This window comes from Streptomyces sp. NPDC102258, from assembly GCF_055584685.1.
On the sequence record NZ_JBVJLO010000003.1, the window covers coordinates 171330 to 183713 of the forward strand.

The following is a 12384-nucleotide window of genomic DNA, read 5'->3' on the forward strand; positions in this document are numbered from 1 at the left end:
TCTAGCCTTTCACTCCGGTCAGGGTGACCCCTTCGACGAACGCCTTCTGGGCGAAGAAGAAGAGGACGATCACGGGGGCCATGACGAGCACGGTCGCCGCCATGGTGAGGTTCCAGTTGGTGTGGTGCGCGCCCTTGAAGGACTCCAGGCCGTAGCTCAGCGTCCAGGCGGCCGGGTTGTCCGAGGCGTAGATCTGCGGGCCGAAGTAGTCGTTCCAGGCGGCGAAGAACTGGAACAGGGCGACGGCGGCGATCCCCGGCTTCGCCATCGGCAGCACCACCCGCAGCAGGGTCCGCAGTTCGCCGCAGCCGTCCACCTTGGCGGCGTCGAGGTACTCGTCGGGGATGGTCAGCAGGAACTGGCGCAGCAGGAAGATCGAGAAGGCGTCGCCGAAGGCCATGGGGATGATCAGCGGCCACAGGGTGCCGGACAGGTCGAGCTGTTTGGCCCAGAAGAGGTACATCGGGATGACGACCACCTGCGGCGGCAGCATCATCATGGCGATCACCAGGAGCAGCGACAGCCGCCGGCCGCGGAAGCGGAACTTGGCGAGCGCGTAGGCGACGGGCACGGAGGAGACCACGGTCAGCAGGGTGCCGAGGCCCGCGTAGAGCAGGGTGTTGCGCCACCAGGTGAGGAAGCCGGGGGTGTGCCAGACCTGGGCGTAGTTGCCCCACTCCCAGGTGCGGGGCCACAGGTCGCGGGTGAGGGCCTGCTGGTCGCTCATCAGGGAGGTGAGGAAGAGGAAGACGAAGGGCAGCACGAAGAACAGGGCGGCGGCCACTGCCAGGGAGTGCACGGCGACCCAGTGCAGGACGGCGGTACGGGTACGCGTACGGGTACGGGCCCGGGCGGGGCCGCTCCGCCCGCGGGACGTCCGGGTCGCGGGACGGTTCTCGGTCAGGGTCATCTCAGTCACCGGCTCCGATCAGTCCGCCACGGCGGCGCATCAGCAGCGCGGTGCAGGCCATGGAGAGGGCGAACAGCACCAGGGCGACGACGCAGGCGCTGCCGTAGTCGAAGCGCTGGAAGCCGACGTTGTAGACGAGCTGGGGCAGGGTGAGGGTGGACTTGTCGGGGTAGCCGGGCTCGAAGTGCTGCCCGGAGCCGCCGATGACCCCGGCGGCCACCTTCCCGGCGACCAGCGGCTGCGTGTAGTACTGCATGGCCTGGATGACCCCGGTGACCACGGCGAACAGGACGATCGGGGAGATGTTCGGCAGCGTGATGTGCCGGAAGCGGGCCCACCCCCCGGCCCCGTCCAGCTCGGCGGCCTCGTACTGCTCCCTGGGTACGTCGAGCAGCGCGGCCATGAAGATCACCATCAGGTCGCCGATGCCCCACAGGGCGAGGGCGGTGAGCGCCGGCTTGGACCAGTCGGCGTCGGTGAACCAGCCGGGCGTGGGCAGCCCCACGGCATCGAGCAGGGTGTTGACGGGGCCGGTGCCGGGGTTGAGCAGGAAGACGAAGCCGAGGGTGGCGGCCACCGGCGGGGCCAGGTAGGGCAGGTAGAACAGGGTCCGGAAGATCCCGGCGCCGGTCTTGATCTTCGTGATGAGCAGGCCGACACCGAGGCCGAAGACGACCCGGCAGCCGACCATGACCACGACCAGCCACAGGGTGTTGCGCATCGCGGGCCAGAACAGCGGATAGTCCGAGAAGACGTAGCTCCAGTTGTCCAGGCCGTTGAAGACGGGTGCCCGGAAGCCGTCGTACCGGGTGAAGGAGAAGTACACCGTGGACAGCAGCGGGTAGGCGAAGAAGACGGCGAAGCCGATCAGCCAGGGCGACATGAAGGCGGCGCTGCGCAGGGCGGAGCGGCGGCGCTTGGCCTGCAGGGCGGGCGCGGTGGTGGTCATCGCGGCTACTCGGCCTTCGCGATGTCCGTGTCGATCTGCCGGCCGGTCGCGGCGAGACCCGCGGGGATGTCGGTGACGTCGCCCTTCTCCGTCTTGTACGCGAAGTCCTGGAAGGTCAGCTGGTAGGTGCCGCCGTCGGCCCGGGCCGGGGTGGTGTTGGACCGGGGGTGCCGGGAGATGTCGAGGAAGGTCTTGAACTCGGGGGTGACCCGCAGGTCGGGCGAGTCCAGGGCGGCCAGGGTCGAGGGCACGTTGTGGATGGCGTTGGCGAAGGCGACCACCGCCTCCGTGTCGGTGGTCATGTACTTCACCAGCTCCCAGGCGGCGTTCTGCTTGCGGCTCGCCGAGGCGATGCCCATGACGGTGCCGGAGAGGTAGCCCTTGCCGTAGTCGGCGACCTGGTCGTCGGGGACGGGCAGCGGGGCGGTGCCTATGTCGAACGTGACCCCGGCCTCCTTGGCCATGGCGGCTCGCCACTCCCCGTCGACCTGCATGGCGACCAGGCCCTTGTGGAAGGGGTGTTCGGCGCTCCACTCGTCCCCGAAGGTGGCGCGGAACCGCTCCAGCTTCTCGTAGCCGCCGAGCGAGTCCACCAGGTCCCGCTGCGCGGTCAGCATCTTCGCGAAGGCGGGGTCCTTCGCCAGGTTCGAGCTGCCGTCGGCGCCGAAGTAGGTGGGGCTCCACTGGGCGGCCAGGCGCATGGGGGTGGTCTCGTAGCCGTGGAAGGTGGGCATGACGCCGAGCTGTTCGTACGAGTCCCCGGCCGGCTTGGTCAGCTTCCGCGCGTCCTCGGTGAACTGGCTCCAGGTCTTCGGGGGTTCGCTGATTCCGGCGGCCGCGAAGGCGGTCTTGTTGTAGACGAGGCCGTAGGCGTCGTTCAGCAGCGGGAGCGTGCACTGGTCGCCCTTGTACTGCGTGTACTCCAGCAGCGTCTTGGGGAAGACCTTCGTCTTGTCGACCCCGGACTTCTGGAGGAAGGGGTTCAGGTCGGCGAAGGCGCCGGAGTTGCAGAACGTGCCGACGCTGTCGGTGGTGAAGGAGGAGACGACGTCGGGGGCCTTGTCGCCGCCCGTGCGCAGCGCCTGGTTGATCTTGTCGTCGGTCATGTTGCCGGTGATGGTGACCTTGATGTTGGGGTGGGCCGCGCGGAACCGGGCGACGTTCTCCTCGATCGCCTTGACCTCGCCGGGCGCGGACCAGCCGTGCCAGAAGTTGAGGGAGACGCCCGCCTTCGGGTCGTCGGCGGCGCCGGTGGCGTTCTGGCCCGTACACGCCGTGGCGAGTACGGCGAGGGCGGCCAGGGCGGTGGCCGCGGTGGTCAGTCGTCCGGTTCTGGGCATGGCGGTGCTCGCTCTCTGGGGGAGGAACTTCCGGGGGCGGTGCCGAGGGAGTGGGACAAGGGGGGCGAGGGGGCGGGGGGTCAGCGGGAGGTGTCGAAGACTTCCTCGCGGGTGTCGGCGAGGGCGCTCTCCAGGGCGCCGCGCAGGACGGGCCGTTCGCGCACCTCGCCCATGACGAGCCGGGGCCGCGAGGGGGCCAGTTCGGCGAGTTCGGCCTCCAGCAGGGCGCGCAGCGGCTCGCCGCCCGCGCTGATCACGGCGCCGGACAGGACCACGATCTCCGGGTCGAGTACGGCGACCAGCGAGGCCAGGCCGGTCGCGAGGACGGTGGCGTACGCCTGGAGGAAGGCCGGGTACGGGTCCCCGGGCTCGGCGGCGGCCCGCCGCAGCAGGGCGACGGCGGCGGCCACCTGCGGCCCGTGCGGGGCGGCCGGGGCGTCCGGCGGAGTGGCCGTGTCGTCCGGCGGAGCGGCCGCGGCCTCCGGCGGGGCGGTGTCGCGGGGCACCTCGATGCCGAGGTCACGGGCGAGCCGGGGCAGCACCTGGGCGCCGGCCAGCTCCTGGTAGCCGCCCGAGTTGACCCGGGTGACCTGCCGGACCAGGGGGTGGCCGGGCACGGGCAGGAACCCCACCTCGCCCGCGCCGCCGGTCCAGCCGCGGTGCAGGCGTCCGCCGAGCACCAGGGCGGCGCCGAGCCCCTCCTCGTTCCAGAGCAGGACGAAGTCCTCGTGGCCGCGGGCCGCGCCGAGGCGCTGCTCGGCGACGGCGGCGAGGTTCACGTCGTTCTCGTACTCGACCGGCATGGGCAGGGCCGCGGCCAGTTCGTCGAGCAGGGTGGGGGAGTGCCAGCCGGGGAGGTGGCTGGCGTAGCGCAGCCGGCCGGTCTGCGGGTCGAAGGCGCCCGGGGTGCCGACGACGAGGCGGTGCAGGTCGGCGCGGCGCAGCCCGGCGGCCGCGACGGCCCCGTCCAGGGCGGCGGTGACCTGCCCGACGGCGTCGGCGCCCTCGGTGTAGGGGAGCGCGAAGCGGCCGGTCACGGCGCCGGTCAGGTCGGCGACGGCCGCGTGGACGCCCTCGGGGGTGACGTCGAGCCCGCCGACGTGCGCGGCCCGGGCGTTGAGGGCGTACAGCTGCGCGCTGGGGCCGGGCCGGCCGCCGTCGGTGCCGGTGGCCACGACCAGCCCGGCGGCCTCCAGCCGGGCGAGCAACTGGGAGGCGGTGGGCTTGGAGAGGCCGGTGAGGTGCCCGATCCGGGTCCGGGACAGGGGGCCGTGCGTGAGCAGCAGCTCCAGGGCGGCGCGGTCGTTCATGGCGCGCAGCAGGCTGGGCGTTCCGGGTGTGGCGGCGGGCATGGGGGGCTTCTCCCTCACCGGAGTGAACTGTTAGGTAAGTTTCCTATCAGCCGCGGCGGTGTGTCAATGGTCACGTCGGCGCTCAGGTGCTGTGGCGCGCGCCCCGCATACGCGCACTGCCCCGCCGGAGGTGACCGGCGGGGCAGTGCGCGTATGACGGAGGGCGAGGCGGCTACTTGGAGATCCGCGGCCCGCCCGGCGGCGGTATCGGGGTGGTGGCCAGGGACTGCGGGGAGACCGGGTTGGCCAGCGCCGAGGGCGGGGCCACGGAGGCGGACGGGTCCGGGGCCGCCTCCGGCTCGCCGGCCTCGGGCATACCGCCGATGATCCGGATGCCCGCCGCGTCGAAGGCCTCCTTGATCCGCCAGCGCAGCTCGCGCTCCACGGCGAACTGCTGGCCCGGCATGGTCTTCGCGGAGACCTTCACGGTCATGGAGGCCAGCAGCACCTCGTCCAGGCCGAGCACCTCCACCGGGCCCCACAGCCGCTCGTCCCACGGGGACTCCTTCGCCAGGCCGTCCGCGACCTGCTGGACCACCTCGCGGATGCGCGGGAGGTTCTCCGACGGCTTGACCTGCACGGCCACGCCCGCCGTCGCCCAGCCCTGGCTGAGGTTGCCGATCCGCTTGATCTCGCCGTTGCGGACGTACCAGATCTCGCCGTTGTCGCCGCGCAGCTTCGTGACGCGCAGCCCGACCTCGATCACCTCGCCGGAGGCGACCCCCGCGTCGATCTTGTCCCCGACGCCGTACTGGTCCTCCATGATCATGAACACTCCGGACAGGAAGTCCGTCACCAGGTTGCGGGCACCGAAACCGATCGCCACGCCCGCCACACCGGCACTCGCCAGCAGCGGCGCCAGGTCGATCTTCAGCGCGGCCAGCACCATCAGCGCGGCCGTCCCGAGGATCAGGAACGAGGCCACCGAACGCAGCACCGACCCGATCGCCTCGGAACGCTGGCGCCGCCGCTCGGCATTGACCAGCAGACCGCCCAGCGCGGTGCCCTCGACGGCCTCCGCGCTGGTGTTCATCCGGCTTATCAGCTTGGTCAGGGCCTTGCGCACCACGGACCGCAGCAGGGCCGCTATCACGACGATCAACAGGATCCGCAGGCCGATGCTCAGCCAGGTGGCCCAGTTCTCCTCGATGAAGCTCGCGGCGTTCGTCACGCTCTGGGCGGGGTCATCGGTGGTGTTCGCTGCCAACGGGAGCAGGGTGGCGGGCGAGGACACGGCGGGGAACCTCCAGGCGTAGCGGTCTGCCCGCGGGACAGGACGTGCGGGACAGACCAACCACACTAACGGGGCACACGCCCGACGCCGTTGCCGTGAGCGGGGGGAGAGACCGGGCTCACCCGGGGAGGAACGGGGTGTGGTTGAAAACACCCCGTACCCGTTACGGGCGCGTGGTGGCGCTTCGACCAGCCGTAAGGGGAGACTGGAGAGCAGATCGTCCCGGCGCGAGCCACGCGCCGCCGGCGTACAAGGAGGCAGTCCGTGCCGCACGTCCTGGTCCTCAACGCGTCGTACGAGCCCCTCGGCGTCGTACCGCTCCGCCGCGCGCTCGTCCTCGTCCTGGAGAACAAAGCGGTCTCCCTGGAGGAATCCGGCGCCTTTCTGCACAGCGCGACGAGAGCCGTCCCCGCTCCCAGCGTGGTCCGGCTCAAGCGCTTCGTGCGGGTCCCCTACCGGGGGCCCGTTCCACTCACCCGCCGCGCCCTGTTCGCCCGCGACGGCGGCCGGTGCATGTACTGCGGGGCCGTGGCCACCAGCGTCGACCACGTCATCCCGCGCAGCCGGGGCGGCCAGCACGCGTGGGACAACGTGGTCGCCGCCTGCCGCCGCTGCAACCACGTGAAGGCGGACCGGCACCTGCTGGAGCTGGGCTGGCGACTGCGCCACCAGCCGGCCCCGCCGTCCGGTCTCGCCTGGCGGATCATCGGAACGGGCCACCGCGACCCCCGCTGGATGCCCTACCTCCAGCCGTACGGGGCCGACGACGCGCTGGAACGCATCGGGGCCGCCGCGTCATAGCCGCGTCCTAGGGGCGGGTGCCGAAGAGGACCGGCACCGCTCACGGAGCCACCGCGAAGGCCGAAGCCGACCACAGGCTGCAGCCGAAGCGGGTCGCCCGGCGGTCGCAGGTGACGCGGAGGAACCGGGTGTCCGGGGCGTCCAGCCGGACGGAGTCCACCCCGCCCCGCGAGGTCACGGCGACGGCCGGGCGCCAGTGCGCGCCGTCCGCCGACGTCTCGACCCGGTACGCGGACGGATACGCCTCCTGCCAGTGCAGGGTCACCAGGCCGACCCGCGCCGGCGCCGCCAGTTCGGCCCGCCACCACGCCCCGTCCACCGCGGGCGAGGACCACCGGGTGGTCTCGGAGCCGTCCACCGCCGCGGCCGCCGGGAAGCGCGGGTCCTCGTCCGCCGAGGAGGAGGCCCGGGCGGTGCGCAGCAGGTCCGGGCCGCCGGTGCGCGGCACCGCCCGTACGGTCACCCGGTGCGCCTCCCCGGCGAAGCCGAGGGTGATCTCCCGCTCCCCGGCCGGGGTGCCCGCCGGTACGGTCACCTCCAGCGGGACCGCCACCCGCGCCCCGCGCGCCACCACCAGCTCCTGCGGGGCCCGTACGAGGACCCCCGGCGCAGCGCTCACCGTGAACGGCCCGCGCACCTCGGCGGGGCCCCTCGCCGACAGCTCCACCGTCACCGTGCGCGGCGCCCCGCCGGTCTCCACGTCGGCCGGCGCCCCGTCGCCCGGCTCGAAGCGCACCCGCGGCCCGTCCGCGAACCACGGCACCACCGCCCGGACCTCCGGGCCGGCGCCGGTCCACGACAGCCGGACGGCGTCGGCCCGCAGCCCGGCCGCGTCGGCCTGGGTCCACCCGGAGGCCGCCGCGTCGGCGATCCGGCGCCAGCCCTCGCCCGGCACGTGCGCCTCCACCACCGCCACCCCGGCCCGCGGGTCCGGCGGATCGGTCATCACGGTGACCGCCGCGAGGGTGCGCGGGCCGTCCAGCCGCACGGTCCACGCGCCCGGCCCGCGTTCCACGGTCCCCTCCCGGCGGGCCGCGCCCGTCCAGGCGTCGGACTCCTCGGCCGCCCGCTTCAGGAAGGGGTCGAGCACCGAGGTGTCCACCCGGGCGCCGCCCTTGCCCGCGAGCGCCTCCCGTTCCCGCGCCAGCTCCCGCGAGGCCCGCCAGGCCGCCGCGCCGTCGCCCCGGGCCTCGGCCCGCAGCAGGTCCACGGCGTGCTCGCCCGCGGCCCCGTACCGGGAGAGCCGCTCCAGCCAGGGACCCGCCTCGGCGGCGAGGGAGGGGAGCCGGGCGGGAGCCTCGCGCAGCACGGTGAAGGCGGCCCGCAGCCGCTCGCCGGCCTGCGGGTCCCCGGCCGCGCGGGCCCGCCAGAACTCCTCCACGAGCGGCTTCAGGTAGGCGGACTCCTCCAGCTTGAGCCCCGAGGAGGCGGTGTTGCCGGCCAGCGCGGCCAGCGCCTCCCGGGTGCGCCGGTCGGGGCCCGCCAGATCGCGCACGGCCGCCGCCCAGGACTCCCCGGCCCGGTAGCCGCGCGGGTTCCAGGCGTAGTCGGCGGCCGTGAACACCGGGATCCGCGACAGGGTGCCCTGCGGCATCCCGTTGGTCAGCACCGCCGCCGAGCCGCCCGCCACCGCCGGGTCGCGCCCGGCGTAGGGGCCGAGGAAGACGCGGTCCGGATGCCAGTCGTTGACCGGGTAGTTGTCCATGGTGACCAGGGGGTGCCCGAGCGCGGAGCGGGCCCCGGCCAGCTCCTTGCCGGTGATGGTGCGCGGCACCACGCCCACGCCCGTCCAGGCCACCTCCACCCGGGGGTCCAGCGCCCCGGCCAGGGCCGTCCGGTAGGCGGTGGCGCCGTCCTGGAAGTACTCGGTCGGCAGCAGCGACAGCGGCGCCGCCCCCGGATGCCGGGCGGCCAGGTGCGCGGCCAGTTCGCCCGCCACCTCGGCGTGCGCCTTCGCGGCCGCCGCCGGGCCCTTCCCGTACCGGACCCGGTCGGCCCGGCAGCCCCACTCCGTGTAGCTGACGTCCTGGAACTGGAGCTGGAACGCCCGGAATCCCAGGTCCCACATGGCGTCGACCTTGCGCAGCAGCGCCGCCCGCTCGTCCGCCGAGGCCAGGCACATGGACTGGCCGGGGGAGACCGCCCAGCCGAGGACCACCCGGTTGGCGCGGGCCCGCTCGGCGAGCGCCCGGAACTCCGCCCGCTCCCCGGCCGGGTACTCCTCGCGCCAGGCCGTCGTGCGGTACGGGTCGTCGCCGGGGGCCAGCAGCAGCCGGTTCTGCTTGGTGCGGCCGAGGAAGTCCAGCTGGGCGAGGCGCTGCTCGGGCGGCCAGGGCTGCCCGTAGAAGCCCTCGGTGACCCCGCGCACGGGCGCGGTCGGCCAGTCCCGCACCAGCATCCCGGGCACCTTCCCGGGGACCGCCCCGAGCAGCTGACGCAGCGTCTGCGCGGCGTGGAACAGCCCGTCCTCCCCGACGCCGGCCAGCGCGACCGTGTCCCGGCCGCCGGTGCGGCCCACGGCCAGCCGGTAGCCCCCGTCCGGCAGGTCACCGGCCGCGGCGGCGCCGAGCGCGCGCAGCGCCGTCTCCGCGTCCGCACCCTGGAGGCGTACGACGAGGGCCCGTTCGGGCAGCGCCGCCCCCGGGGCCCGCTCGTGCAGGGTCCGTACGCCCGCCCCGCGCAGCGCGGTGCGCACCACCTCGACGGCGTACGGGTCCACCCCGGCCGGGGCCACCAGCACGGCCTCCGCGCCCACCGGCAGCTCCCGCCCCGGATCGGCCACCGCCGACTGCGGCCGGGGCCACACGGCGGGCCCCTCGGCGGCGGTGCGCACGGGATCGGTAGCCGGGTCGAGGAGCGGTACGGGGACGGGCAGGGGCGCGGCGGCGGGGGCGGCGCCCGGACGCGGCGCCTTGGCGGCCTCGGGCGTCCCGGTGTGGCTCTGCGGGGTCGCCGCGACGGCCCCGCCCAGCAGGCTCCCGATGACGACGACGGCCGCCGCGGTGCTCCGCGTCCTGCCCCTGAGCCGCACGGAGCCTCCCGTCCCGAGTCGTTCCCCGCTCGTACGAACGAGCCAGAGCCCACCACCCGTGCGGCCGAAGTGTCAATCGGCGCGGGTGGTCTGACCGGGATCAGGCAGGAATGCGATGCCGCCGACTGGGTATGGCTGCGGTGTTCCCCGGGGGTGTTGCATGGGCGCGTCCGACGGACCCGCACGAAGGAGTGCTGCCATGAACACCCCTACCGCCGAAGCCCGTACCGCTGAAGCACCTACCGCCGAAGTCCGCACCACCGCCCCCGTCCACGCCCCGCTCGCCCACCTGCCCGCCCCGACCGGGCCGGCGGACGGCCCCCTCACCAGTGAGCCCCCGCCGGCCGGCGCCGCGTTCGCGCCGCTGACCAGCGAACCCCCGCTGCTGGAGGAGGCCCCGCTGACGAGCGAACCGACCACCCCCGCCCCGTCCGCGGCGGGCCGCTAGAGCGCCGCCCGGACGACCCGACCGCACCACAAGGGAGATCCATGGACGACCTCGCCCGGCTCGCGGCCCTGCACGGCGTCGCCACCGCCTACCAGCCCGCCGCGGACGTCACGGTGGAGGTCCCGCCGGCCACGGTCCGCTCGGTCCTCGGCGTCCTCGGCGTGCCCGTCGAGGACCCCGGCGCCGCCGAGGCGGCCGGGCGGGAGCGGTCCGGGCGGCTGCTGCCGCCGACCGTGGTGCAGTGGCACGGCGAGCCCGGACCGCCGGCGCTGGCCGCGCTGCCGCCCGGGACCCGGCTGCGGGTGGTCCCCGAGGACGGGACGGCCGAACGGGACTGGGAGCCGGGCCTGCCCTTCGGGGTGCACCGGCTCACCGCCGAGACCCCCGACGGGAGCCGCGGCGCGGCCACCCTGATCGTGGCCCCGGAGCGGGCCCCGGCCGCGCCCGAGCGGGCCCACGGGCTGCTCGTCCAGCTGTACTCGCTGCTCTCCGAGCGCTCCTGGGGCATGGGCGACCTCGGGGACCTGGCGGAGCTGGCCCGTTGGGCGGCCCGCACCCACGGCGCCGGGTTCCTCCAGGTCAACCCGCTGCACGCGGCCGTTCCGGGCACGCCGACCGACCCGTCCCCGTACCGGCCCGCCTCGCGCCGCTTCCCCGACCCGGTGCACCTGCGGATCGAGGACGTCCCCGAGTACGCCGACTGCCCCGGGCGCGACGCCCTCGACGAGCTGGCCGACCGGGGCGCGCGGCTGAGCCGGGAGGTGCTGGAGAAGGGCGCGCTGATCGACCGGGACGCCGTCTGGGAGCTCAAGCGCGCCGCCCTGGAACTGCTGTACGCCGTCCCGCGTTCCGCCGTACGGGAGGCCGCGTACGCGGAGTTCCGCGCCGGGCAGGGCGAGCCGCTGGAGCGGCACGCCGCGTGGTGCGCCACCGCCGCCGGGGAGGACCCGGCGCGGCGGGCCGACTTCCACGCCTGGCTGGTGTGGCTGACGGACGAGCAGCTGAGGGCCGCCCAGCGGGCCGCGCGCGGGGCCGGGATGGCCGTCGGCATCGTGCACGACCTCGCGGTCGGCGTGCACCCCGAGGGTTCGGACGCCGTGACCGGCCCCTTCCACGCCCGGCACATCTCGGTGGGCGCCCCGCCGGACGCCTTCAACGCGCGCGGCCAGGACTGGGGGCTGCCGCCGTGGCGGCCCGACGCCCTGGAGGAGTCCGCGTACGCCCCCTTCCGGGCCCTGCTGCGCGGGGTGTTCCGGTACGCGGGCGCGGTGCGCGTCGACCACGTCATGGGCCTGTTCCGGCTCTGGTGGATCCCCGAGGGCGCGCCGCCCGCGGAGGGGACGTACGTCTCCTACGACGGCGAGGCGATGCTGGCCGTGCTGGTGCTGGAGGCGCACCGGGCCGGGGCGCTGGTGATCGGGGAGGACCTCGGGACGGTGGAGCCGCGGGTGCGCCACGACCTGGCCCGGCGCGGGGTCCTCGGCACCTCGGTGCTGTGGTTCGAGCGGGACTGGTCCGGCGACGGCGAGCCGCTGCCGGCCGGGGCCTGGCGCGCCGACTGCCTGGCCACCGCGACCACCCACGACCTGCCGCCCACCGCCGCCAAGCTGGCCGGGGCGCATGTCGAACTGCGCGACCGGCTCGGGCTGCTGACCCGCCCGCTGGAGGAGGAGCGCGCCGAGGACGCCGCCGATACGGCGCTGTGGCTGCGGACCCTGGACGCGCTCGGGCTGGAGACCAAGGACGAGGAGGCCGCCGTCCGGTCCCTGTACGCCTTCCTGCTCGGCACCCCGGCCCGGCTGGTCGGGGTGTGGCTGCCGGACGCGGTGGGGGACCGGCGGCCGCAGAACCTGCCGGGCACCTGGGACCAGTACCCCAACTGGCGCCTGCCGGTCGCCGACGGGAGCGGCCGGCCGCTCACCCTGGAGGCGCTGATGGCCTCGCCCCGGGCGAACGCCCTGCTGAGCGCGGTGCGGGAGGGCGCGCGAACCCGTACGGCACCCCCGGGCGCGCGCCCGCTTTAGGTGTTCGCTACGTTTGCACCGTGGACAAGAAGAACGCTCTGCGCGCCGGCGCCGTCACGGCCGGATCGACGCTGATGATGCTGCTGATGACGTCTCCCGCCCTCGCGCTCACCCGCGACGACGGTGACGACCCGGGTCCGGGCCTGAGCATTGGCGAGACGCTCGGCCTGTACGTGGCCGCGCCGATCGTGCTGTTCCTGGTCATCGCGGGCCTCGTGATGGTCGGCGACAAGTCGCGCAAGCAGCAGTAACTCCAGGACGGAGGCGGCCCGCCCCGAGCGGACGGGCCCTCCTG

10 protein-coding genes are annotated in these 12384 nt (G+C 74.6%); 4 read left to right on the forward strand and 6 right to left on the reverse strand.

Annotated features, from left to right (window positions below; genetic code table 11):
- Position 1: 1 nt before the first annotated feature.
- From ACZ6ZT_RS06420 to ACZ6ZT_RS06440, 5 genes are all read right to left on the reverse strand, one after another.
- Entirely contained in the window at positions 2–919 is a 918-nt protein-coding gene (locus ACZ6ZT_RS06420; RefSeq protein ID WP_469716108.1) for a carbohydrate ABC transporter permease, read from the reverse strand.
- Positions 912–1859: a carbohydrate ABC transporter permease gene (locus ACZ6ZT_RS06425; RefSeq protein ID WP_469716110.1), complete on the reverse strand. Its 948-nt coding sequence runs from the start codon at positions 1857–1859 to the stop codon at positions 912–914. The genes ACZ6ZT_RS06420 and ACZ6ZT_RS06425 overlap by 8 nt, the downstream gene beginning before the upstream one ends.
- A gap of 5 nt (positions 1860–1864) precedes the next feature.
- Positions 1865–3199 carry an extracellular solute-binding protein gene (locus tag ACZ6ZT_RS06430; protein ID WP_469716111.1) on the reverse strand — a complete coding sequence of 445 codons (1335 nt, stop codon included), beginning with the start codon at positions 3197–3199 and terminating at the stop codon, positions 1865–1867.
- An 80-nt stretch (positions 3200–3279) separates the two neighbouring features.
- A complete protein-coding gene (locus tag ACZ6ZT_RS06435) occupies positions 3280–4551 on the reverse strand; it encodes an ROK family transcriptional regulator (RefSeq protein WP_469716113.1) in 1272 nt (423 codons plus the stop codon).
- Positions 4552–4723: 172 nt separating this feature from the next.
- On the reverse strand, positions 4724–5767 hold the full coding sequence (locus tag ACZ6ZT_RS06440) for a mechanosensitive ion channel family protein (protein WP_469716591.1): 1044 nt from the start codon (positions 5765–5767) through the stop codon (positions 4724–4726).
- Between the two features lie 282 nt (positions 5768–6049).
- Here ACZ6ZT_RS06440 and ACZ6ZT_RS06445 point away from each other — a divergent pair, with 282 nt between their 5' ends.
- Positions 6050–6586: an HNH endonuclease gene (locus ACZ6ZT_RS06445; RefSeq protein ID WP_385004518.1), complete on the forward strand. Its 537-nt coding sequence runs from the start codon at positions 6050–6052 to the stop codon at positions 6584–6586.
- A gap of 40 nt (positions 6587–6626) precedes the next feature.
- Here the strand turns inward: ACZ6ZT_RS06445 and ACZ6ZT_RS06450 are convergent, their stop codons facing one another.
- Positions 6627–9617 carry a beta-N-acetylglucosaminidase domain-containing protein gene (locus tag ACZ6ZT_RS06450; protein ID WP_469716115.1) on the reverse strand — a complete coding sequence of 997 codons (2991 nt, stop codon included), beginning with the start codon at positions 9615–9617 and terminating at the stop codon, positions 6627–6629.
- 199 nt (positions 9618–9816) lie between these two features.
- On the opposite strand from ACZ6ZT_RS06450, the gene ACZ6ZT_RS06455 reads away from it, so the two are divergent.
- From ACZ6ZT_RS06455 to ACZ6ZT_RS06465, 3 genes are read left to right on the forward strand one after another with little or no spacing between them, the layout of a single operon-like run.
- Positions 9817–10065, forward strand: a complete 249-nt coding sequence (locus tag ACZ6ZT_RS06455; protein ID WP_469716117.1) for a hypothetical protein — start codon at positions 9817–9819, stop codon at positions 10063–10065.
- Positions 10066–10106: 41 nt separating this feature from the next.
- Complete coding sequence (locus ACZ6ZT_RS06460) at positions 10107–12089, forward strand: 4-alpha-glucanotransferase (RefSeq protein WP_469716118.1); 1983 nt, start codon at positions 10107–10109, stop codon at positions 12087–12089.
- A 20-nt stretch (positions 12090–12109) separates the two neighbouring features.
- Positions 12110–12340, forward strand: a complete 231-nt coding sequence (locus ACZ6ZT_RS06465; RefSeq protein ID WP_266577283.1) for a hypothetical protein — start codon at positions 12110–12112, stop codon at positions 12338–12340.
- The last annotated feature ends 44 nt before the right edge of the window (positions 12341–12384 follow it).

Coding starts and splice junctions, on each gene's coding strand:
- ACZ6ZT_RS06430 (WP_469716111.1), bottom strand. CDS start 3,199: ATGCCCAGAACCGGACGACTGACCACCGCGGCCACCGCCCTGGCCGCC.
- ACZ6ZT_RS06460 (WP_469716118.1), top strand. CDS start 10,107: ATGGACGACCTCGCCCGGCTCGCGGCCCTGCACGGCGTCGCCACCGCC.
- ACZ6ZT_RS06455 (WP_469716117.1), top strand. CDS start 9,817: ATGAACACCCCTACCGCCGAAGCCCGTACCGCTGAAGCACCTACCGCC.
- ACZ6ZT_RS06435 (WP_469716113.1), bottom strand. CDS start 4,551: ATGCCCGCCGCCACACCCGGAACGCCCAGCCTGCTGCGCGCCATGAAC.
- ACZ6ZT_RS06425 (WP_469716110.1), bottom strand. CDS start 1,859: ATGACCACCACCGCGCCCGCCCTGCAGGCCAAGCGCCGCCGCTCCGCC.